Here is a 22,129-nt window from a genome sequence, read left to right on the forward strand (position 1 = left end):
CTATGGAATTCACGATCCAACACTTTATCGCGCTTGCGCCGCTGCTGATCACCAGCCTCACCGTTGTGGCGGTGATGCTGGCAATCGCCTGGCGCCGCAATCACTCGCAAACATTCCTGCTGTCCTGTGCAGGGTTGAACCTGGCCTTGCTGTCGATCATCCCGGCACTCAAGGTCGCGCCACTGGCGGTGACCCCGCTGATGATGGTCGATGACTTCGCGCTGCTGTATATCGCGTTGATCCTCGTCGCCACGCTGGCGTGCGTCACCCTCGCCCACGCCTACCTCGGCGAAGGCGGCACCGGTTACCCGGGTAACAAGGAAGAGCTGTACCTGCTGATCCTGCTGGCTGCGGCCGGTGGCATCGTGCTGGTCAGCGCGCAGCACCTGGCCGGCCTGTTCATCGGCCTGGAACTGCTGTCGATCCCGACCTACGGCCTGGTGGCCTACGCCTTCTTCAACAAGCGCTCCCTGGAAGCCGGCATCAAGTACATGGTGCTGTCGGCCGCCGGCTCCGCGTTCCTGTTGTTCGGTATGGCCCTGCTCTACGCAGAAGCCGGCAGCCTGAGCTTCACCGGTATCGGCCACGCCCTGGCGACCACCAGCATGCCTGCGCCGATCGCCCAACTGGGCCTGGCCATGATGCTGATCGGCCTGGCGTTCAAGCTCTCCCTGGTGCCGTTCCACCTGTGGACCCCGGACGTGTACGAAGGCGCCCCGGCGCCGGTCGCCGCGTTCCTGGCCACCGCCTCGAAGGTTGCTGTGTTTGCGGTGATGGTGCGTCTGTTCCAGATCTCGCCTGCGGCCAACACTGGCGTGCTGAGCAACGTGCTGACCGTGATCGCCATTGCGTCGATCCTGTTCGGTAACCTGCTGGCACTGACCCAGAACAACCTCAAGCGTCTGCTGGGTTACTCCTCCATCGCCCACTTCGGCTACCTGCTGATCGCCCTGGTGGCGAGCAAAGGCCTGGCCGTGGAAGCCATGGGCGTGTACCTGGTCACCTACGTGATCACCAGCCTTGGTGCATTCGGCGTGATCACGCTGATGTCCTCGCCGTTCAAAGGCCGTGACGCCGACGCCCTGTACGAATACCGCGGCCTGTTCTGGCGCCGTCCGTACCTGACCGCCGTACTGACCGTGATGATGCTGTCCCTGGCCGGTATCCCGCTGACTGCCGGCTTCATCGGCAAGTTCTACATCGTGGCGACCGGTGTTGAAGCCCACGAGTGGTGGTTGGTTGCATCGCTCGTGCTGGGTAGCGCCATCGGCGTGTTCTACTACCTGCGTGTGATGGTCACCCTGTACCTGATCGAGCCAAACCTGCGCCGTGTGGACGCCGAGCTGCACTGGGAACAGAAAGCCGGCGGCGTGATGCTGCTGGCAATCGCCCTGCTCGCCTTCTTCCTGGGCGTGTACCCACAACCGTTGCTCACCCTGGTGCAGCACGCGGTGTTGGGCGTTTGATCGCTTAGCGGGATGCAAGTAAAAAAACGGCGCCTTTGGGCGCCGTTTTGCATTTAAGGGACTCTAAAAATTTCACGCATGTGGCGAGCGGGCTTGCCCCCCTCGCTACAGAATCCTGTCAAAACCCAACGTTCAGGCAGCGACCTTGACTCGTCTGGATGCACGCTTTCCAGAGCTCAAGCCCCACGCAACCCCTCAAACGTTTCGCGCAGCTGCGTACGCGAGGGCGCGCGGATACCAAAGGTATTGCTGAGCAAATCCAGCCATTCATCGGCACTCTCAATCGTGCGTTTTTCGCTGGGCCGGTCCAAGTAGTGAACCGCGTAGTTGACGTTGTTCAAGGTATGGCGCTTACCCGGCGCCAACAGTGCTGCTTTCAACTGGCCCACAAAGGGGGAAGACGGATGCGTAGACACGTACCAGTTGCCGATTTCATAGTCGATGCCTGCCTGCACTTGCAGGTCGAACACATACAAGCCCCGCCACTCCTCGGCGACCTGTGCCCACAGCGTGTAGTTGCCGTCATTAAACGTCAGGCGATACGGTTCGTGGGCGGTGGCCTGGACCGTATCAGTGTCCAGTTGCAGCGGGCTGCTCGGTACCATGCCGCCAAAGCCGACGTCGGTGATGTAACGCACGCCGTCCAGCGTCACCACGCTCAAGCGATGAGTACGCCCCGTGCGCGCGTCCGGCGGCCCGCCCATCACCACCCAACCGGTGAGGCCGCGTGCCTCAAAACCCAACTCCTGCAACAAGGCCAGGAACATCTGGTTCAACTCGTAGCAATACCCACCGCGCCCGTCGAACAGCACTTTTTGCTCAACACTGGGCAAATCAATCGGTACCGGCAAGTGCAGCAAGGTCGACAGGCTCTCAAAAGCGAACGTGCACACATGGCGCAACTGCAGGTCCTGCAAGGTTTGCAGGGTGGGCGGTGGCGGCGAGTCGTAACCCAGGCGTTGCAGGTAGAGCTGGCTGTGAGTCAGGCGGGACATTGCGCAATCCTTGGGCACGTGGCGAAGGCGTCACTATGCCGCGACGGCGTGTGACTTGTCATTTTGAATGAACCTTTTGGAGCGCAAACCTATCCATCTATAACAAGACAGGGAGGCAACATGAGTACCGCAAAAATCTACACCATCCACTATCAACTGCACGGTCAACCGAAGTCCTTTGTGGTGCGCGCCGACGTGATGAACAACGCCGAGGCCTGGCACTGGGCGGCGGTCGATGCCGACATCGCACATGTCAGCCGCGTGGGTCGCGTCGGCCACGAACAGGTGAAAAAAACCACCCGGCCCTGGGCGGAGAAGTTCGGTATAACCGACGTCACCTGGATCGCACCCAAGTAAGCACAAGCCCCGCCACCGTGCGAAGATGCGCTCCTTTGCATCCCGCACGATGGAGACCTGACCCGGATGTTTGAACTCAAGCCTTACGACCCCAGCACCTACCGCCAACAGACTCGGCGCAGCACCATCATCGTGGCAGTGCTGTTCGTGGCCCTGGCCATGCTGCTATCAAGTTTGGCTGTGATGCTGTTCGGTGAACCCGGCGGTGACAACTTCCGCTTCAATGTCGGCGGCGTGTTCGCCGGGGTATTGATCACCCTCGCCTTGGTACGCGGCCCATTCTGGACCCAGCCCTGGTTTGCGCCTGCGGTGTATGGGTGGCAGCTCAAGCGCAGCCTGATGCGCGTAACCAACGTGATGCATAAGGTCACTGAACGGGTGCAGGCCAACGACCCGACGGCGATCAAGGTGCTGCGCTTTTACCATCTGGGGTTGACGCAAATGCATGAGCTGGACGCCAACTCCAGTGCCCAGGCACAGCTTGTAGGCGAGATCGAGGCGCATAAGGCGAAGATGCAGGCACTGGGGATCGACACCGAGCAAACCCAATTTGACCCTGCGTGGCTGGAGGGTTTTAAAGGCGCTTAAGCCGACGCGCCGTCAGTTGAGACCTTGGCCCGCCAGCAGAACACCGCACTCACGGCAATTGCCGCGCCTGCCAGGCCAAATACCCAGGGCGCCGAGGCCACCGGCAGCAACAGGCCCGCCAGTAACGGCCCCAGGCCGGCACCGACATCCCGCCACACGGCATTAGAGGCCAGGGCCGACACGCGCATCGAACCGGGGTTGCGTTCGGCCACCAAGGTCGTCACCAACGGCAGTTGCAGCGCCCGCAACACCAACACCGCCGCCGCACCGACGATCACCCAGTAACTGCCAAACGCCGTCAGGGCCAAGGCACTCAAAAACGAGAACAGCAGCAACATCGACGTGGCACCAAAGCGCTGCGCCGCGCGGCCACCCAATGGGCTCAGGAGCATCTCCGAGGCATACCGCAAAGCCATCAAGCCACCGGCAATCAGCACTGCGTCGCCGCCGAGAATCTTCTGTGCCTGGATCGACAGGCCGAAAATGAACAGCCCATCCAACGCCACGCCCTCGATAAACGACCAGGTCGCCACGCTGTCGGGCCACTTGAAGCGGCGCCCCGTGCTGTGTAAATCATGGCCGGCGGTAGGCAAACCACGCGCCGCCCACAAGCCCACCAGGCAACACCCGGCGAGAATCAGAAAGATCGGGCGCGGCCCGGCCCATAACGTCAGCCAACCACCCAGCGGTAGCGCCAGCATCGGCCCAAGGGCGATCACTGCCCGCGAGCGCCCTGCCCGGCGTGCGGCACCCGCAGGTTCGGAAGTCGCCAACACTTGGGTCGACAGGTTCAACGCGGCAAAACACAGGCCCCAGATCAACCGCAACCCCAATAGCGCAGCGAAACCCGACAACATCGAGTTGCCCAGGGCGCACACCGTCGCAGCACCGGCGGCGATCATGCACGTCAGCCGGTCACCGTTGCGCGCGTAAAAATTCAATACATGCCGGTAGCCAAAAATCCGCACCAAGCGATTGGCTGCCAGCAGTACCCCGGCCTGCGCCAAGGTGATGCCGAAAGCCTGGGATTCCATAGGCAGCAGCAAGTAGAGCAACACATCACTGGGCAGGCATAAAGCGAGCGTCAGCGCAGCGCGGCGGGAATTTACATCGGCGGTGCGTTGGGCCAGGCTGGACATAAATCTGAAACATCCCGAAATATTCAGGTCGCCACGGTAGCCTTCCCTGACCGCGATTTACAACGCTCAATCACGCCTTTTTCCATAGGGCAACAAACGCAGACCGCTGGCCACACTGCCCACCAGCGCAAATCCACAACCCAACCACAGCGCATATTGAGGGCCGCTGACCAGAGACAGGTGGAAACACAACGCCACCAGCGACGCACCCAAGGTCTGACCCAGCAACCGCGAGATAGCCACGATACCGCTGGCCCCACCGCTGCGGGCCAACGGCGCGCTGGTCATCAACGCCTTGAGGTTGGGCGACTGGAAGAACCCAAAACCGGCGCCGCACAAGGCCATTCGCCAGCCGATATCAAAGGCGGACGCGCCATTGCCCAAGGTCGCCAGCGCAGCCATACCAACGCTGAGCATCAACAGGCCGATGCCACACAACAGCCCCAGAGACACGCGATCCGCCAAACGTCCCGCCACCAGCGCCATTACCGCAACGACTGCCGGCCAGGGCGTCATCAGAAAACCGGTCTCAACCTGGCTATGCCCCAGCACCGCCTGCAACAGGAACGGCAACGACACAAAGGCCAGGCCCTGGGCGCTGAAGGCGCAAATTGCGGTGAGGGAAGACAAGGCAAACACCGGGCGCTTGAACAAGTCCAGCGCTAGCATCGGCGCCGGGTGACCGGCCTGACGGCGCAACAGCAACGCGCCGCACAGCAGCGCCACGGCAATCAAACCAAGGGTCAGTGCACCCTGGGCGCCGTGCACCGCAGTGCCCAGGCCCAGCACCAATAACGCGAATAACCCGGCACACAGCAACGCAGCGAGGCGGTCAAACGCGTGCCCGGTCATCGGTATCGTCGGCAATGCACGCAGGCCCAAGGCTAGGGCCAACAAACCCAGCGGCACATTGACCAGGTACAGCCAATGCCAGGTCGCCACCGACAGAATCGCCGACGCAGCGGTCGGCCCCAGGGTAAACGCCAGCCCCACCACCAGCGAGTTATAGCCCAGGCCGCGCCCGAGCATTTTTGACGGGTAGATATACCGCAACAACGCTGTGTTGACGCTCATGATCGCCGCCGCGCCCAGCCCTTGCACCACACGCGCAACGGTCAGGCTCACCAGCGACCCGGCCATCCCGCAAAACAGCGACGAGACGATAAACAGCAGCAAACCGCCGAGGTACACCCGACGGTGCCCCAGCACATCACTCAACGAAGCAAACGGCAGCACCGTGGCAACAATCGCCAACTGGTAGGCGTTGACCACCCAGATTACCGAGGCGGAATCGGTGCCAATGCCTTCGGCCAGGGTGGGCAGCGCGGTGTTGACGATGGCCGTATCCAGGGTCGCCATGCCGATCCCCAGGGAGATGGCAATGACTGCCGGCAGGCGTTTATTGAGGGGCAACCCATCGGCAACAGAAGACATGAACAATCCGCACAGGTGACAAAGGCCCCTAGATTACGGGCAGCGGGGATTTTTTTCAGTGGCCAATTGCCTGGCTGTCGGATTTTTCATGTTCGCCATCAGCAGGATCAGCCGGCCAGTGCACTCAGGTCCAGATGCCCATCCTTGATCGGCGGGCACCAGTAGTAGCCGCCGGTCAACGGTTTGCTGATGCGATACAGGCCATCGACGATCCCATCTTCCAAGCCGCTCATACGCCGCAGTTGCGCTTCAAAGGCATCGAAGGAATGGCCAAACGCCAGGAACATCAGCCCCGCCTGGCCGTTCTCGGCCCAAGGCATCGAGCGACGAACCACAAAGGCTTCCGGGGTGAAGCTTTCCTGGGCGGTGCGTTTGACGTGGGCGGACTCGGGGGCGTCGTCCAGTTCTTCGTTATCGCCATGGCGGCGGCCGATGATGTGGTCGCGCTCTTGGGCGGGCAACGCGGCGAAGCCATCGAGGTCGTGCTGCCATTGCTGGATCGCGGCGAAGCTGGCGCCGCTGTCGGTCAGCGCGGCTTCCACGGCGGCATCGTCGTGTGGGTTTTCGGTGCCATCTTCATAGTCGGTCAAGTCGAAACCGGTCTTGTAGCGGAAGCCTTCGGTCATCTGCACCAGGCGGAACGCCGGGGCCAGGGCTTTTTCAAACGCGCGGCTGCGTAACAACAACTCACCGCGATCAACCCCGTGCAACCACACCCACAGCGCCTGCTGGGTGGACGGGTTATGCGCGCCCGGAGCGCTGACAGCCGGGAATGTGCGCAGCCCTTCAACCTGAGCACCGAGTGCCGATACCAGCGGCTCACCGAAACCGACCACTGCCGCCGAATCCACGAGTTGCACCAGCGCGTCCAACGCGTCGGGCACGGTTGCCAGGGAATCCACGGCAAAAAACAGATGGCGTGCCTGCAACGGCACCGGTGCGGCAAGAATGCCCGGCTGGTACTGACTCATGTGAACTCCTTTAATAAAGCTGCGCAGTTTACCCGGCACATGCCGCCGTGCGTAGGAGAAAGCGCACAAGCCTTGCCATAGAGCCCGTTGTTGGGTGACTCTCTAGTCATGTTTTGCAACTATTCCAGGGGTAGTGAGATGACCACCAGTAACCTGCTCGCCCAGCTGTTTCCCAACTCCGCCGCTGATATTCCTGAGCAATTTCGCCTGGCGGCGCCCATTGAGCAGCGTGATTACCTGGTCGATGGCCAGTTGCAGGTGTGGAACGGCCCATTGGCCAAGGTGCAAAGCCCGGTGCAACTGGGCGACGAACGCGTGCATATCGGCAGCACGCCGCTGCTGGATGCCGAGACCGCCCTCACCGCCCTCGACGCCGCCGTGCGCGCCTATGACCGTGGCCAGGGTGAATGGCCGACGATGCGCGTGGCCGATCGCATCCAGCACGTGGAAGCTTTCTTGCGGCGCATGCGTGAACAGCGCGACGCGGTGGTCAAGCTGCTGATGTGGGAGATCGGCAAGAACCTCAAGGACTCGCAGAAAGAGTTCGACCGCACCTGCGACTACATCACCGACACCATCAACGCCCTCAAGGAACTCGACCGCCGCTCCAGCCGCTTCGAGCTGGAACAGGACACCCTCGGGCAAATCCGCCGCGTACCGCTGGGCGTGGCACTGTGCATGGGCCCCTACAACTACCCGCTGAACGAGACCTTCACCACGCTGATCCCAGCCTTGATCATGGGCAACACGGTGGTGTTCAAACCGGCCAAGCTCGGCGTGCTGTTAATTCGCCCGTTGCTGGAAGCGTTCCGTGACAGCTTCCCGGCTGGCGTCATCAACGTGATCTACGGCAGCGGCCGCGAAACCGTCAGCGCGCTGATGGCCAGCGGCAAGATCGATATCTTCGCGTTTATCGGCACCAACAAAGCCGCCAGCGATTTGAAAAAACTGCACCCAAAACCCCACCGCCTGCGCGCGGCACTCGGCCTGGACGCAAAAAACCCCGGCATCGTGCTGCCCGAGGTCGACCTGGACAATGCGGTGAGCGAAGCCGTTACCGGCTCGCTGTCGTTCAACGGCCAGCGTTGCACGGCGTTGAAAATCCTGTTTGTGCATGAGGATGTGGTCGACAGTTTTATCGAGAAATTCAACAAGAAGCTCGCCACCCTCAAGCCCGGCATGCCGTGGGAAGACGGCGTAGCGCTGACGCCGCTGCCGGAAGTCGGCAAGGTGGATTACCTCAACGGGCTGGTGGCCGATGCCGCACAACACGGCGCCAAGGTGGTGAATGACAACGGCGGCGCCAGTCGCGGTTCGTTCTTCTACCCGGCGGTGCTGTACCCGGTGAACCCGCAAATGCGCGTGTACCACGAGGAGCAATTTGGCCCAGTGGTGCCGATCGTGCCTTACCGCGACCTGGAGACAGTGATCGAGTACGTGCTGGATTCGGACTTCGGCCAGCAACTGAGCATCTTCGGCACTAACGCCGTGGAAGTCGGGCGACTGGTGGACACCTTTGCCAACCAGGTCGGCCGCATCAATATCAACGCCCAGTGCCAGCGTGGGCCGGACACCTTCCCGTTCAACGGGCGCAAGAACTCGGCCGAGGGCACGCTGTCGGTACATGACGCGTTGCGTGTGTTCTCGATCCGCACGCTGGTGGCGACCAAGTTCCAGGAGAGCAATAAGGCGCTGGTCAGCGACATATTGCGCAACCGCGATTCAAGCTTTTTAACGACTGACTACATTTTCTAAAACGCCACAAGTCAAATGTGGGGCGGGCTTGCTTGCTCCCACAACTTAGATCCAGTCCAACCAAATTACCGAGGCCATTTTAATACCGATGAACCTGCCCTTCTTTGCCCGACGCCTCTTGCGCCCACTGCTCGACCCCTACCGCCGCTACCGCCACGCCAAGCTGATCCACGCCGTGCGCGTGTCCATCGGCTTGCTGGCGACTATCCTGCTGACCACCGGCATCAACCTGCCCCATGGTGAGTGGGCCTCGGTGACCATGCTGATCGTGATCGGCGGGTTGCAGCACCACGGCAATATCGGCAAAAAAGCCGTGGAACGCGCCTACGGCACCCTGATCGGCGCCAGCTTCGGCTTGGCGATCGTGGCGCAACAGGCTTACCTGGGCCAGCCGCTGCTGACCTATTTGTTGATGTCGGTGGTGTGCGGGTTCTTCTCCTATCACGCCATCGGCAAGGGCGGTTACATCGCACTGCTGTCGGCAATCACGGTGTTTATCGTCGCGGGGCACGGGGATAACCCGCTGTCGGATGGGTTGTGGCGTACCGTGGACATCCTGATCGGCATCGTGCTGGCCCTGGCCTTCTCCTTCGCCCTGCCGCTGTATGCCGTGTACTCGTGGCGCTACAACCTGGCCAGCGCCTTGCGCGATTGCGCGCAGATTTATAGCAGGATCATCAACGGCCAGTCGGTCACTGATGATGAACACCTCAAACTGCTCAACCGCCTGAATGCGGCGATGCTGCAACTGCGTTCGTTGATGCCGTCGGTGTCCAAGGAAGTGCGCATTTCCATGACTGAGCTGGACGCGATCCAGCGGCATTTGCGCATGTGCATCAGCACCCTGGAGATTCTCGGCAATACCCGGCCCGATCCTCGGGATGAACAGGCGATGGCACGGATGCAGGTGATGTTGAAGGCTGAGCATCGGCAGATTCGGGTGCAGTTGGTGGGGATGGCGCGGGCGTTGAAGTCGGGGGTTACGGAGCGGCTGGAACGCAATGTGGCGCCGGCAGTGGATGAGAGTGGGTTGGAGGCGCCGGTGCAGAATGCGATGGATGGGTATCGGTTGCTGACCTTGCAACTGGCGGGGAATATCGATGGCATGCGGCAGCGATTGGCGGAGACATCTAATCAGTGGAAAATTTGAATGAATGAAAAAGGGACAGTCTACTGGAAAGTAGAACTGTCCCCGTTGACGCAACACCTCAATCAGGTTGCACGATTGACGGACGCCGCATGGACGTAGAAGTCGTTGCCAATTCCATTACTTGTTCGATTATGAAGTACGATGTTCGTTGCTCCAGTTGCTGTAACCGTAAAAAGCACGTTTAGCCAAGTCCACGTATACTTCGGTAATGTGATTGCACCATAAATCAACCGTCCGCCTACATAAATCTCTAACACCGGGTCATAATACTGGCCTCCTCGCGGAGTGTTATTGAGCACCACAATCGATACTGTATAACTATGCCCCACTGTACAATCCACAACTGTTGACATCACGGTTCCTGCAAATGAGTTATCAAACCGCTCAGTACCGACGTATAGGCCGGTAGGAGTAAAGTTAGCACCCGAGGCCGCAGAGCCAAGACTCCAAGGCGATAAACCATTGACAAGCCTTATATCAGACGGCACAAAGGAATCATTAACTATATAGGGCGTCTGCGACACCAATACTGCTCGCCCCTTATCAGGGCTACCATCATATGCCAAATAAATTTGCAAATAACCCCACGAACCCTTCGGCGCAGCTTGCAACGCGGCGCGAGGAAAGCCAAATTTTTGTATACCAGTCGCTGCCACCACCGGCGGAATTGCATAACCTACCAGTATCGGCACAACCCTTCCACTGACAGCGAAGTCCACCCACACTGTTTGCCCTATTTTCGCCATAGGCCATTTAGCCATCGAATAGCTCGCAGCCCCAACAATACGATTCAAATCAAGAGTAGTCTGAGGACTTTGATTATTGATGGTTGCCACTGGATTTTTGGCAAAGTTGATTGCACTAACATATACCGTCAACACATTGGATGGCGTCACTTTTCCATTGCGTGTCAATGTGTAGCGGAACTGCATCCAACCGCCCACACAATTATGTATTATATTTTGCGATGTAAAATTAATCACCACTGTTCCACTCGCCAGCCCGTTGGCTGTCAGTTGAAACGTAGCGCCACTCTGGGTAGTACATGTCACCGTTATCAGGTCTGTGGTGAGCATTCCCGCAGCAGTCACCGCGATATTTACATTGTACTCATACGCAATTGGATCAATCGTCACCACCTGTGTGGCGGGTGCCCCCTTAAAGGTCGGAAAGCCCAGAGTTGCAGGTAATAGTTCACCGACATAGCTCCGCCCACCAAACGGGGTTGTCGTTTGCTCAAGAGGAATTCCGGGAAGACTCACTCTACCACTTAGAGTAATGGGCGAACCATCTCTGACTTGGCGTGCTCTTGCCAACGGCCAGTTGATGAGAACACCAGCGGTGGCTTCGGTAGCGGTAATCGGCCGGGCGACTTCGAGGCGATCGGTAAACGCTGCTCCACTCTGAAGTATGCCGGTGACTTCAACCCAGATATATTGTCCCGCATATGCGAAATTCCACGCTGGGATTATGATAGTAACTATTGTCATCTGATGGAGGGGCAACCCAGCAGTGGTTGGATACCCGTTAATATACAAAGTAGGCAATCCGAGAGGCTGCAACCGTAGACGCAAGGTATCGAATGTGTACTGGAATGTACCGCGTGTAATCGTGCAATCCATTGCGATATTATTACCATTGGCTCGCAACGCTTTCGATATCACCTCAACCGGGACATTGGACTTGAAGGCTGTGGCCTTCGAATTACCTTTTACCACTTCCGTATATTGGCTGATACCAAACTGCCCCATCCACTTGAAAGTAATTAAATCATCTTTCAACGGCTTCGAGTACCTCATCTCCAAATTACCGCCCTTGATCACAGCCATTGGGGTGATTGTTGCTTGGGCAGCGTCAGATTCTATGAGCTTGAAGGATTCAAGTTCCACCGGGGCACCCACGCTGAAGATTAATACCTCCGAATGGCGTATGACTGGCGGCGAATCCGTGCTCACCACGCTGTAGCGGGCAGTAACTAAAGTATTGACGTTCGCTAACAATATGTCTTCAGGTAGAGGAATTTCCAAGTCAGATAACTTCAACCCCTCTGTAGATTTATCAATAGTAAAACTGTATTTGTACGAGCTTTTTGGGCCGCCCCCTTCTATACTAACTTGTACTTCATTACCGGACACCGTCCCCGAATAAAAAATCTTTGAAATCACTCCATAACCAGTAAATTCGGCGGGATCCAAGTTGAAATTCGAATAGTTCGATTTAATCAGACCAATATATAGCGCGGGTAGCTCTGCCTCACCTTCCCCAATCCTGGCAATCTCTTTCTCGGATGTACGGGGAGGTTTAAGATTACCTTGAGCAACTTCATAAAAAACTTCTAAATCGCCCTTCTCCGCCAATGCCTTCAAGGAGTTACTGGTAAAAAGTCTTTTATTTTGTTGCATCGCCGCCAACTGTTTTGACGTAACCACATACGCGCCATTGTTATTGCCCTTCGTGCGAAAAATAGCCGTCACAAGGCTCTTGGCATCAAAGGGATAGTATATTGGAAAACCAAACTCCACATCTTTGCTGCGAGGTATCAACCCGCCTGTAAAAGGTTTCAGCAGTGGCTTCGGCATACTCCTCTGCTGGCCGATCACGTAGATCAAGTTACTATAAGATTCACCAACCTCTATTCCAGCACCAGAAATCACCTTGTAGAAAAAGCGGACTTTCCCGGGTCCGACTTTATCATTAAAAAAATTACGATCGAGAATAATAGACTCACCACCCTGGTTCTTGTCAGGTGTGGCTCCGAGGGTCAGGACCTCTGTGACTCCGCCGTCTGGAGTGATTTCGGCATACAACTGACATGTGTGGCGTGGACTTGGATACGGTTTCGGAAAGCGAACAGGATAGACCTTTACCAAGAAATCAAGTAAGGCTTCGTAATCAAGATCAATTTCGAATACCTCGTCTTCATCCGGTCCTTGCGTCACCACAGGCTGGGAAAGTTTGCCAGTCCCCAACTCGCTGAAGACAAAATAAGGCTTGGAATATTTATACCGACTCTCGGGTTCGTCGCCCATCACATTGCGCATTTTCATACGAATGCCGAAAGACCCGGACCTGGTAATCTTGTCAATTATTTCAGGGGGAATTTGTACGCGGTAAGCTTTTTTACTCGACGCCTGTTCCGGGCTCACGATATGTGTAAAAGCATTCCCATCAACTTCAATTATATTTTCATCATTCTGACGTATATTAACGTACGGGTAGATCCACCACCAAAGCTCGTTAATAGCCGGTGTAATGATTCCGCCTTCCGGTATACCTTCAAGCCATCCCAGCAGGCCGCTGTGATAAGGTTCATTTTCGTTAGGATCGTTTCCAGAGGGAATTGTCGTAAGGGCCAAAAACTCGTCAACCACTGACCGACTTTCCTGACCGGAGAACCGTACGACTCGGGAGAAGTATTTGACAACTTTATCTATATCTTCATCTCCACGAAAAGCGAGGTGATAAAAAGGCAAGTCTTCAGTCACCGTACCAGAGGCTCTAGGTTGAGATAGGTCGTCAACGCGAATGGCGTAATAGTCAAGCTTATTCTTATTACGCCAACTTGAAATGCCCCAGTATGACCAAGGTATCAAAGCTCGACGCCCCAAACCCTTTTTTGCTGGCTCAGGATATTTTTTAAAGCTCAAGTCTATGAAGCTAGGCACCGGATAGGCCTGGTCATCGAGTTCGTCAAAGTCATCAGGAGGAGTAGACATTGCCATCACCTTGCTGGATTAGGGCGCGCGGAAACCACGCGACGGGCAAGGTAAATAAGGCGCCTGGGGCAATATCCGAATCTACTGTCAGAATTGACAGTGGCGACGAGTGGTAGAAATGCCAGGCATATCAGGCAGGTACCGAAGTAATTGTAAATCTCTCCTCACCCAGTCTTTTTCTCACATTTTTTTCACGACTTATTCACATCTACCACCGTAGGGTGAAGCCTCATCCGTTACAAATGTTGCACATCAAGCCCGCCGCCCCAGCGGGCTTTTTTTTACCTGTAATTTGGGCTCAACGAGAGGCTTTAGCGGCGGGCACTGCGGCGTGTTCGCGAATCGCGCGCTGGGTATCCAGCACCCGCGCCAGCGCTGTTTCCGCTTCCGGGCTTTGCTGCGGCACACGAATCGCCGCCGACACCAGGGTGATCAACTTGGCCATCACCTCGGCATCCGTGGCCGGGCGGCCCAGGCTCATGGAGTTCATCAGCAGGCGCAGCTCCGTGCCGGCCATTACCCCGGAAATCGCCTTGAGGGCAAATTGCAGGCGCACCCCCAATTCATTGCGCGGCAGGTCCGGCAAGGCCAGTGCGAACGCTTCGAAGAAGCGCTGGAACACCGGCTGGTAATGCACCTTGAGGTATTCCTGGATAAACGGCGAGGTGTCGCTGTAGACCCGGCCCAGGAAACGAATAAAAGAACGCCCTTCCCCGCTGCCCGGGTCGCTGCGCTCCAGGCCCATGGCCGGGGCGAACAGCACGCCGAGCAAAGTGTCGCAATCGAGAGGCCCGTCGGATTCGGCTTCGCAGCGCGCCAGCAATTCCAGGCGCTGCTCGTTGAGCGGCTCCAGGCGCTGCATCAGCAGGGTTTTCATCAGGGAGTCCTTGTCCCCGAAGTGATAGTTCACGGCGGCCAGGTTCACCTGGGCACGCTCGGTAATCTGCCGTAGCAGAACGGCGTCATAGCCGTACTTGATGAAGAGAGCCTCTGTCGCATCCAGCAGTCGAGTCTTGGTAACGTTTGGAGCGCTGAGTTTCTTCGCGACCATAGGGGTTCCACATCGGAAATATTGTTTTAAAAAATAATTTGATTTTTTATACCGGGGCCGTCCTTCGAAAGCAAGTAGTGACACTGCGCCATACACCTAAAAGCCCTTATAGCCGGGCCTATTGAGGGTAGTCGACGGATTTTTTACGCGCTTGAAGCAAGCCGCTGAAAATTCGTTTCAAAGGGTAAAACCGCTCTACATCCATGGCTGGCGAAGCGGATTGAACGCGGTTACTATTCAAACAATATTTTAAAAACAAGAAATAAAACCAGTCCGTGGCGTGAACCAGCTAGCTCCCGAACTTGTTACAAAGCTTTACCGGGGGCATGACGGCACCGTCGAGACTGCAGGCGTAGTCATGATGACAGATACCCTCGCGCACCCAGGCTTGATTTCCCTGCAAGGCATCGGCAAAAGCTATCAGCTTGCCGGGCAACACCTGTCCATTCTCAATGATGTGTGCCTGACCATCGCCAGCGGTGACAGTTGCGGCATTCTCGGGGCTTCCGGTTCCGGCAAAAGCACCCTGCTCAATATCCTCGGCCTGCTGGATTTGCCTAACTGCGGCCAATATCACTTTGCCGGCCACGACATTTTCAACGCCAGCCCCGATCAGCTTGCGGCGATCCGCAACCAACAGATCGGTTTCGTGTTCCAGAGCTTCAACCTGCTGCCGCGCCTCAGCGCCCTGGACAACGTCGCCCTGCCCTTGAGTTACCGCGGTGTGTCGCGCCATGAGTCGCTGGAACAGGCGTTACGCATGCTGGAGCAAGTCGGCCTGGCCGACCGCGCCCACCACCGCCCCGCCGACCTCTCCGGTGGCCAGCGCCAACGCGTGGCGATTGCGCGTGCGTTGGTTGGCAAGCCTTCGGTGATTCTCGCCGACGAACCCACCGGCAACCTCGACAGCACCACCGCCCAAGACATCATGGACCTGCTCCTGGCCCTCAACCGCGAGCAGCAGGTGACGCTGATCATCGTCACCCACGACCCGCATATCGCCGAGCGCCTGGAGCGCAAGATCCTGGTGCGCAATGGTGTGGTGCATGAGGCCGGGCGCCTATGAGCTTGCGGGTCGAACAGAGCCTCAGCCAGCTGCTGCATGAAGCGTTCGTCAGCCTGCGCACCCTGGGCAAACGCTCGGTCCTGGCGCTGCTGGGCATTGTGATCGGCAGTTCGTCGGTGGTGGCCTTGATCAATATCGGCCATAACGCGGCGGTGGATGCCGCGATGATTTTCAAGGACATGGGCACCGATACCCTGATCGCCCAGTTCCCGCCCAAGGGCAGCAGCACCGCACCCATGCGCGCCAGTCTCGACCTTGAGGCCGTGCGCCAGGCGGTGCCGGGTATCGCCCATATCGGCGCGCTCACCCAGTTCAGCGGGCCCATCGTGTTCAATGGCCGCGCGGTCATCGCCAATTTTGTCGGCAGCACGCCGGACATCAAGGACGCTATGCGCCTGGTCGTGCGCGACGGGCGCTTTCTGTCGCCGTTCGATGCCAATGAAACCTACGGTGTGATCGGTGACCAGATCGCCCAGGCGTTGGGTAAACCTGGCGACCCGCTCAAGCTGGGGGACCGCATTCGCATCAACGACTACCTGTTCCTGGTGGTGGGCATCCTGCACAACCAACCCCGAGCCATGCTGATGCCGGTGCAAGCCAACGATTCGCTGTTCATCCCCGCCGAAGGCATGCGCCGCATTTACCCCTCCCCGCAAATCGGCAACGTGATCATCCGCGCGGCGCCAGGCCAGGACATGGAACGCATCGCGCGCGACGCCGCTACGGCGCTCAAAAGCCAACTCACCGACCACGATGTCGATATCCAGGTGCCCCAGCAAATGATCGACGGCATGACCCGGCAAAGCCGCACGTTCGCCTACCTGCTGCTGGCCTTGGGCGCCATTTCCCTGGTCGGTGGCGGCGTCGGCGTGATGAACGTGATGCTGATGAATGTCTCGGAGCGTCGCCGTGAGATCGGCATCCGTATGGCCTTGGGCGCACGCCAACGAGACATCCGCAATCTGTTTTTGCTCGAGGCGGTCACCCTCACCGCCGTCGGCGCACTGTGCGGCGCGGTGCTGGGCATGACTGCCGCCTGGCTTTACGCCTGGCTGTCGGGCTGGGAATTTGCCCTGGCCGCCGCCGCCCTGCCACTGGGGGTGGGCAGCACGTTGCTGGTGGGCTTGTTCTTTGGCATCTACCCGGCGGTTTCTGCCTCACGGTTGCAGCCGGTGGAGGCCTTGCGTGATGAATAAATGGCTATGGTTGCTCGCACTGGTGAGCCTGCCCGCCGTGGCAGCCGACGTGGTGATCAACCCTTCGGCGCCCAGCACCACCCGTAGCGGTTACGACCGAGGCGTGTCGTTGAATGCCCAGGCCACCACCATGACCCTGGGCGATGCGGTGTACCTGGGCTTGCGCAACAACCCGGCGATCCGCAGCGCCTACCTGCAGCGGGTGGCGCAGAAGTTCGACCTGCGGGTGGCCGAGGACGTGTTCAACCCCAAGCTCACCCTCAACAGTTATTACCGCAACAGCCGTGGTTCGAACGACAACTCGCGCAATGCCAACCTGGCCCCGAACGCGACGTTGCTCGGCGAGTACGGCACCCGGCTAAGCATGGCCTGGACCCAGCAACTGAACAACGCCGACCGCGCCGGCCGCTACCGCAGCGATGGCCTGGACCTGGCGCTCATCCAGCCGCTGATGCGCGGCGCAGGCTGGGACGCCACCACCGCACCGTTGCGCCTCTCGCGCCTGTCGGAGCAGGCCAACCGCCTGAACCTCAAGGCCACCGTGGCGCAGACCATCAGCCAAATCATCGCCACCTACCGCGAACTGCTGCGCGCCCAGGAGCAACTGAGCATCGTGCAAGACGCGCTCAAGCGTTCCGGCACCTTGCTGGAGGTGAACAAGGCGTTGATCAGTGCCGGACGCATGGCCGAGTTCGAAATCGTGCAGACCGAAGCCGATATCGCCACCCAGCAACTGGGCGTAGAGGAAGCCCGCAATCAACTGGATACCAGCCGCCTGGCCCTGCTTCGCCTGCTGGCCCTGGACCTGTCGACGCCGATCCGCGCCAGCGAAGCCCTGGAGGCCAGACCGATGACCATCGACAAGCGACAAGCCTTCAACCTGGCGCAGAACCAGCAGCCGGAATACCTCGCCGCCCTGCTCGGCAGCCAGCAGGCTGACCTCAACCTGGTGATCGCCAAGGACTCCGGGCGCTGGCAAGTGGACCTGGTGGCCGGGGCCAACCAGATTCGCGATGCCTACAACAACGACAACGGCAATACCAATAACCGCAACTGGGACAGTTACGCCGGGGTGCAGGTGCAGATCCCTATCGGCGATATCAGCACCCGCCAGGCCGAAGTGCGGGCACGGGTCAATGTGGAAGACCAGGAGATTCGTATCACCGATGCACGCCAGGCACTGGAGCGCAGCGTCAACGACGTGGTGCGCGATCTCGGCACACGCTGGCGCCAGTATGAAATCTCCCAGCGCGCCGTTGAACTGTCGCGGCGCAAGATCGAGATCGAACGGGAAAAGCTCAGCGCCGGACGCTCCACCAACTTCCAGGTGCTGAGTTTCGAGACCGACTTGCGCAACGCCGAAAACGCGCAGCTCAATGCACTGATCGCTTATCTGAACGCCCAGACCCAGCTCGACTTGACCCTGGGCATGACGCTGGAAAGTTGGGAAATCGCCCTCAATGACTACTAAAAATAAACGCCTGCTCGGCGCCGTGTTGACCGTCTTGCTGGCAGGTGCGGGGATTGCCTTCTTCAGCCTGCGCAGCCCGGCCGCCAACCTGGCCACCGCTGCCGAACAATGGCTGGCGGTGAAGCCCGACCCGCTGGTGCATCAGATTGGCCTGGTGGGCAAGATCGAGCCCGACTCCACCATCACCCTCACGGCCCCCTTCGACGGCAACGTGCTGGACAATCGGGTAGAGCAAGGCCAACGGGTCGAGGCCGGCCAGGTGCTGTTGCAAATGGACCCGGCGACCCTTGAAGTGCAACTGCGCGACGCCCTGTCCGCCCAGCTCAAGGCCCGGCGTACCGTGCAGGAAATGCAGGATTGGGACAGCAGCCCCGCCGTCAGCCGGGCGCGCCGCAGCCTGCGTACCACCGAAATGACCGCCGGCAACACCCAGCGCAAACTCACCGAAAGCGAAAACCTGTTCAAACGCGGCATCATCCCACGCAATGAACTCGATGACCTCAAGCAACAGGCTCAACAGCAACAGCTTGACCTGGCAGCGGCACGCAGTGAACTGCAACAGGCGCTGGATCAGGGCAAAGGCGAATACCGACAGATCGCCGATATGGAATTGACCAATGCCACAGTGAGGTACGACGCCCTGCACAAGCTGCTCGATGGTAAGGAGGTCAAGGCGCCGTTCTCCGGCATCGTGGTGCCTGCACCCGGCAGCAACGCGTCATCCCAAAGCGGCGCCAACACTAATGCACCGGTACAGGCCGGCAGCAAGGTGAGCCAAGGGCAAGTGCTGTTTGGCCTGGCCAACATCGAACGGCTGAAAATCGTTGCCAAGGTTTCGGAGCTGGACATCAACCAACTGCATCAGGGTCAGCCCGTGGAAGTCATGGGCGATGGGTTCGATGGCGAGCGGCTGACCGGGTCTGTCAGCGTGGTCAGTGGCTTGGCGATTACCGGCGATAGCCAGGGCAGCGCGCAGTTCCCAGTGACATTGGCGATCCCCAAGCTCACAGCACAACAGTTGCAGCGGGTCCGATTGGGGATGAGTGCGCGGTTGACCATCGTCACCTACAACAACGAACAGGCGATCGTTGTTCCGAGCCAGTCGATCCACCGTGATGACATGACGGTGGAGTATCGCGCGGCGATGGATAAACCGGTGGAGCGGGTGAAGGTGACTACCGGGCAATCGACGGCGCAGGGGGTCGAAGTGTTTGGGCTCAAGCCCGGTTTCGTAAAAGTGGACACGACCTCAAGGTAAATGAAGACCCACATGTGGGAGGGAGCAAGCCCCCTCCCACATTTAGATTTGCGCCAACTTTGCGGCCAGCGCCTTGGCCTGAATCGCCACATCCGTCACCGCCGTGCTCTCCCACCACAAACCCCGCAACGGCGGGCCCATGGCGAATAGTCGCTGGCTGACCTGCCCTTGAGCATCAACGACAGCCCCCGACTTATCCGCCGCAATCCCCAACGCCAACGACCCAGGCTGGATCAACCCCCGCTTGAGCAACTGCTGCGGCAATGGTCGGGCCACGCGGCGCCAGTCGTATTCAATGCCGCTGGAGTTGACCAGGGCCGCACCCGACACCTGAGTAATCGCCTGTTCGCCCCGGTAACGCAGGCGGATGCTCACGCCATCGGCCGAAGGCTCTACCCCCTTGAACGACGCCGCCTGAATCCGCAACCGCCCTTCCCCATGCAGCCGCGCCACCAACTGCGCACTCAAAGGCGGCGAACGGTGATGATGACTTTCCCACCACGGCCGAACATGACGCACGAACTGGCGTTTCTCGCGCTCACTGGCCTGGCTCCACAACCGGCCGATATGCGCGCGCACGGTGTCCAGCGGTGACTGCCAATCGATGCCCTGCGCCAGCGCGATACCGCATTGGCGACGCACCTCACGCAGCAGTTGCCGAGGGCTGCGCAGGCTGTGATCGTCGGCGAGGAAGTCGACCCAGCTCGGCGGTTGCCGGCGCACATGGGGCAACAGACCGTGGCGCGAAAAAATCTCGATCGGCCCGCGATGGCCAGCCTGCTCCAGGGAAACCACGGCATCCACCATGGTCAGCCCGGAGCCGATGATCAGCACCGTCGCCTGTGGGTCGATCTGGGTCATGGCCTTGACGTCCCACGGGTCTACCGCGGCGGCGTTCAAGCCGCTGGATTTGGTCTGCGGCGTGCGCGCCGCCGGGAACATGCCGGTGGCCAAGACCGCGTAGGCACCGCGCAGTTGCAGGCCGTTATCCAGCGTGAGCAACGTTGAGGTTTGATCAATTTGAAGGTCAACCACTTCGGCGCGGATATGCTCCACCGTGGACGCAGACAACGCCTTCGCTTCGGCCAATCTTTGCTGCGCGTACAAACCAAAAATCCCGCGTGGCGGGAACAGTTCGCTGATTGGCACGTGCTGCTGGTCGGACTCCGGCCAACCACCAGCGCCGATGTAGGCAGTGAGCCATTGGGTCAGGTCATCGGCGTTGTCCGGGTCGACGCTCATGCGCGCCGCGTTGCCGTTCAACGTATGGCCCAGTTCGACGGCACTGTAAGCTTCGCCGCGACCGAGCTCGGCGCGCGGTTCGATCACCAGGATCCGGCGCTGACCGGGCAGGCGTAACAGCTGCACAGCCAGCATCGTGCCGCTCAGGCCGCCGCCGATGATCAAGACATCAGCGTTGCGGATGGATTCAGTCATGCACATTCGCCCTTACTGTTTACCCAAATAAATGTCATGCAAATCGCCTCGCGCGAGCCGTTCAGCAGCGCTGCCACCCAGGACCACTCGCCCAGTATCCAGCACGTAGCCCTGGGACGCATAGCTGCCGATGTTGTGAGGGCTCGGTGGTTGCCAGATGTAGGTCAGGCGCTGCAAACCCAGCAGCTTGCGCACACGTTTTTTAAACAACCGGCGCAGGCCGCTTTGCGGGTGGGCGATGGCCCAATCGCACAAACGTCGACGCCAGGTGCCCTGGGGTGCGAGACGGCTTTCGATGTCGTCGGCCAGGTGCTGCAAACGCTCAGGGGATAACAGCAAGCCGGTGGGGGCGACTTCGCTGCGATCACGGCGGGACGACGCCAGGGTTTCCGGAAACGCCAAGCCATGGCCGCTGTTCAACCACTGCTCCAATACCACCGCCAGGCCCCCTTGCCAGTGGGTGCCCTCCTCGCTCCACAGCGTAGTTTCGCCGGTGGGCTGCCACCAGCGGCTAAGGTGTTGCGCGGGGTCTGCAGGGCCCAGTAATTGAGCGAAATCCACCAAGTTAGCGGACTTCCAATGCCGCATTTGCTGGCGACCCTGCACATAAGAATGCGTGGGGCGAATGCGCCATAGCTGTTGGCGCAGGACCTCAGGCTCAAGGTCATCAGCCAGGGTCAATACTTGCCCACCAATCGATTGGGCAGCCAAAGCCAACAGCAACAGGTTCGGCTCAAAAGCACCGCTGAGGGCCAACCGCGATTGCTCACTGAACCCTTGCTGGCGCAAGCCATCGGCCAGGCGCTCGACATCACGCAAGGCGTCGATCCAGCGCCAGGCATACCACTGGCCCTGACGCTTGTGGCGCAGGGCAGTTTGTAGCGGCGTGATCTGCGCCCAATGATGCAGTTGCTCCTGAGCCTTGGGCAGATTGCCGAGCCGTTCGGCGGGCCACTCCAGAACCAGCGGACGTTTGAGTTGATGCACGCTCATAGGGGTGATGCTCCTATTGGGTGGCTAAGCGTGCGGTGGTCCGCTGGCCGAAGTAGGTGGAACTTCACTTACCGTTTCACTCGACA

Annotated in this window: 17 protein-coding genes; 9 read left to right on the forward strand and 8 right to left on the reverse strand. The window is 59.2% G+C overall.

Going from position 1 to position 22,129, the window contains the following annotated elements; translation table 11 throughout:
* Positions 1–2 precede the first annotated feature (2 nt).
* Positions 3–1,466: an NADH-quinone oxidoreductase subunit NuoN gene (gene nuoN, locus BFL40_RS28575; RefSeq protein ID WP_071487072.1), complete on the forward strand. Its 1,464-nt coding sequence runs from the start codon at positions 3–5 to the stop codon at positions 1,464–1,466.
* Positions 1,467–1,642: 176 nt separating this feature from the next.
* On the opposite strand, the gene BFL40_RS28580 is transcribed toward nuoN, so the two are convergent.
* Entirely contained in the window at positions 1,643–2,461 is an 819-nt protein-coding gene (locus tag BFL40_RS28580) for an arylamine N-acetyltransferase family protein (protein ID WP_071487073.1), read from the reverse strand.
* Positions 2,462–2,581: 120 nt separating this feature from the next.
* Here BFL40_RS28580 and BFL40_RS28585 point away from each other — a divergent pair, with 120 nt between their 5' ends.
* Positions 2,582–2,818: a DUF6555 family protein gene (locus BFL40_RS28585; RefSeq protein ID WP_071487074.1), complete on the forward strand. Its 237-nt coding sequence runs from the start codon at positions 2,582–2,584 to the stop codon at positions 2,816–2,818.
* Between the two features lie 66 nt (positions 2,819–2,884).
* Positions 2,885–3,406 carry a DUF3087 domain-containing protein gene (locus tag BFL40_RS28590; RefSeq protein ID WP_071487075.1) on the forward strand — a complete coding sequence of 174 codons (522 nt, stop codon included), beginning with the start codon at positions 2,885–2,887 and terminating at the stop codon, positions 3,404–3,406.
* Here BFL40_RS28590 and BFL40_RS28595 read toward each other — a convergent pair.
* The 3 genes from BFL40_RS28595 to BFL40_RS28605 all read right to left on the reverse strand — a co-directional run bounded on the left by BFL40_RS28595 (position 3,403) and on the right by BFL40_RS28605 (position 6,950).
* A complete protein-coding gene (locus BFL40_RS28595; RefSeq protein WP_071487076.1) occupies positions 3,403–4,545 on the reverse strand; it encodes an MFS transporter in 1,143 nt (380 codons plus the stop codon). The genes BFL40_RS28590 and BFL40_RS28595 overlap by 4 nt on opposite strands.
* Before the next feature lie 66 nt (positions 4,546–4,611).
* Positions 4,612–5,979: an MFS transporter gene (locus BFL40_RS28600; RefSeq protein WP_071487077.1), complete on the reverse strand. Its 1,368-nt coding sequence runs from the start codon at positions 5,977–5,979 to the stop codon at positions 4,612–4,614.
* Between the two features lie 107 nt (positions 5,980–6,086).
* Positions 6,087–6,950, reverse strand: coding sequence for a Dyp-type peroxidase (locus BFL40_RS28605; RefSeq protein WP_071487078.1), 864 nt, complete (start codon positions 6,948–6,950; stop codon positions 6,087–6,089).
* Between the two features lie 138 nt (positions 6,951–7,088).
* Between BFL40_RS28605 and BFL40_RS28610 the strand changes: the two genes are divergently transcribed.
* Positions 7,089–8,705: an NADP-dependent glyceraldehyde-3-phosphate dehydrogenase gene (locus BFL40_RS28610; protein ID WP_071487079.1), complete on the forward strand. Its 1,617-nt coding sequence runs from the start codon at positions 7,089–7,091 to the stop codon at positions 8,703–8,705.
* Positions 8,706–8,793: 88 nt separating this feature from the next.
* Positions 8,794–9,855 carry an FUSC family protein gene (locus BFL40_RS28615; protein ID WP_071487080.1) on the forward strand — a complete coding sequence of 354 codons (1,062 nt, stop codon included), beginning with the start codon at positions 8,794–8,796 and terminating at the stop codon, positions 9,853–9,855.
* A 62-nt stretch (positions 9,856–9,917) separates the two neighbouring features.
* Here BFL40_RS28615 and BFL40_RS28620 read toward each other — a convergent pair whose 3' ends face one another.
* Together BFL40_RS28620 and BFL40_RS28625 are read right to left on the reverse strand one after the other, a co-directional pair.
* Complete coding sequence (locus BFL40_RS28620) at positions 9,918–13,571, reverse strand: hypothetical protein (protein WP_071487081.1); 3,654 nt, start codon at positions 13,569–13,571, stop codon at positions 9,918–9,920.
* 298 nt (positions 13,572–13,869) lie between these two features.
* Positions 13,870–14,622 carry a TetR/AcrR family transcriptional regulator gene (locus BFL40_RS28625; protein ID WP_071487082.1) on the reverse strand — a complete coding sequence of 251 codons (753 nt, stop codon included), beginning with the start codon at positions 14,620–14,622 and terminating at the stop codon, positions 13,870–13,872.
* A 358-nt stretch (positions 14,623–14,980) separates the two neighbouring features.
* Between BFL40_RS28625 and BFL40_RS28630 the strand changes: the two genes are divergently transcribed.
* Genes BFL40_RS28630 through BFL40_RS28645 form a run of 4 tightly spaced genes read left to right on the forward strand, consistent with a single transcriptional unit; the run spans position 14,981 to position 19,613 of the window.
* A complete protein-coding gene (locus tag BFL40_RS28630; protein WP_071487083.1) occupies positions 14,981–15,688 on the forward strand; it encodes an ABC transporter ATP-binding protein in 708 nt (235 codons plus the stop codon).
* A complete protein-coding gene (locus BFL40_RS28635) occupies positions 15,685–16,884 on the forward strand; it encodes an ABC transporter permease (protein WP_071487084.1) in 1,200 nt (399 codons plus the stop codon). Before BFL40_RS28630 ends, BFL40_RS28635 begins: the two co-directional genes overlap by 4 nt.
* Positions 16,877–18,355 carry a TolC family protein gene (locus BFL40_RS28640; protein WP_071487085.1) on the forward strand — a complete coding sequence of 493 codons (1,479 nt, stop codon included), beginning with the start codon at positions 16,877–16,879 and terminating at the stop codon, positions 18,353–18,355. The genes BFL40_RS28635 and BFL40_RS28640 overlap by 8 nt, the downstream gene beginning before the upstream one ends.
* Positions 18,345–19,613, forward strand: a complete 1,269-nt coding sequence (locus BFL40_RS28645) for an efflux RND transporter periplasmic adaptor subunit (protein WP_071487086.1) — start codon at positions 18,345–18,347, stop codon at positions 19,611–19,613. The genes BFL40_RS28640 and BFL40_RS28645 overlap by 11 nt, the downstream gene beginning before the upstream one ends.
* Positions 19,614–19,655: 42 nt before the next feature.
* Here BFL40_RS28645 and BFL40_RS28650 read toward each other — a convergent pair whose 3' ends face one another.
* Both BFL40_RS28650 and BFL40_RS28655 read right to left on the reverse strand, forming a co-directional pair.
* A complete protein-coding gene (locus tag BFL40_RS28650; protein WP_071487087.1) occupies positions 19,656–21,050 on the reverse strand; it encodes an FAD/NAD(P)-binding protein in 1,395 nt (464 codons plus the stop codon).
* 12 nt (positions 21,051–21,062) lie between these two features.
* Entirely contained in the window at positions 21,063–22,043 is a 981-nt protein-coding gene (locus BFL40_RS28655; protein WP_139213488.1) for an acyl-CoA synthetase family protein, read from the reverse strand.
* Positions 22,044–22,129: the final 86 nt, after the last annotated feature.

This window comes from Pseudomonas costantinii, from assembly GCF_001870435.1.
In the GTDB taxonomy this organism is placed as follows: Bacteria; Pseudomonadota; Gammaproteobacteria; order Pseudomonadales; family Pseudomonadaceae; genus Aquipseudomonas; species Aquipseudomonas costantinii.

Bases quoted from the DNA above. Each gene is read 5' to 3' on its own strand.
- BFL40_RS28655 (WP_139213488.1), bottom strand. From the start codon at position 22,043: ATGAGCGTGCATCAACTCAAACGTCCGCTGGTTCTGGAGTGGCCCGCC.
- BFL40_RS28650 (WP_071487087.1), bottom strand. From the start codon at position 21,050: ATGACTGAATCCATCCGCAACGCTGATGTCTTGATCATCGGCGGCGGC.
- BFL40_RS28635 (WP_071487084.1), top strand. From the start codon at position 15,685: ATGAGCTTGCGGGTCGAACAGAGCCTCAGCCAGCTGCTGCATGAAGCG.
- BFL40_RS28615 (WP_071487080.1), top strand. From the start codon at position 8,794: ATGAACCTGCCCTTCTTTGCCCGACGCCTCTTGCGCCCACTGCTCGAC.
- BFL40_RS28605 (WP_071487078.1), bottom strand. From the start codon at position 6,950: ATGAGTCAGTACCAGCCGGGCATTCTTGCCGCACCGGTGCCGTTGCAG.
- BFL40_RS28610 (WP_071487079.1), top strand. From the start codon at position 7,089: ATGACCACCAGTAACCTGCTCGCCCAGCTGTTTCCCAACTCCGCCGCT.
- BFL40_RS28590 (WP_071487075.1), top strand. From the start codon at position 2,885: ATGTTTGAACTCAAGCCTTACGACCCCAGCACCTACCGCCAACAGACT.
- BFL40_RS28640 (WP_071487085.1), top strand. From the start codon at position 16,877: ATGAATAAATGGCTATGGTTGCTCGCACTGGTGAGCCTGCCCGCCGTG.
- BFL40_RS28630 (WP_071487083.1), top strand. From the start codon at position 14,981: ATGATGACAGATACCCTCGCGCACCCAGGCTTGATTTCCCTGCAAGGC.
- nuoN (WP_071487072.1), top strand. From the start codon at position 3: ATGGAATTCACGATCCAACACTTTATCGCGCTTGCGCCGCTGCTGATC.
- BFL40_RS28645 (WP_071487086.1), top strand. From the start codon at position 18,345: ATGACTACTAAAAATAAACGCCTGCTCGGCGCCGTGTTGACCGTCTTG.
- BFL40_RS28620 (WP_071487081.1), bottom strand. From the start codon at position 13,571: ATGTCTACTCCTCCTGATGACTTTGACGAACTCGATGACCAGGCCTAT.
- BFL40_RS28585 (WP_071487074.1), top strand. From the start codon at position 2,582: ATGAGTACCGCAAAAATCTACACCATCCACTATCAACTGCACGGTCAA.
- BFL40_RS28580 (WP_071487073.1), bottom strand. From the start codon at position 2,461: ATGTCCCGCCTGACTCACAGCCAGCTCTACCTGCAACGCCTGGGTTAC.
- BFL40_RS28625 (WP_071487082.1), bottom strand. From the start codon at position 14,622: ATGGTCGCGAAGAAACTCAGCGCTCCAAACGTTACCAAGACTCGACTG.
- BFL40_RS28600 (WP_071487077.1), bottom strand. From the start codon at position 5,979: ATGTCTTCTGTTGCCGATGGGTTGCCCCTCAATAAACGCCTGCCGGCA.
- BFL40_RS28595 (WP_071487076.1), bottom strand. From the start codon at position 4,545: ATGTCCAGCCTGGCCCAACGCACCGCCGATGTAAATTCCCGCCGCGCT.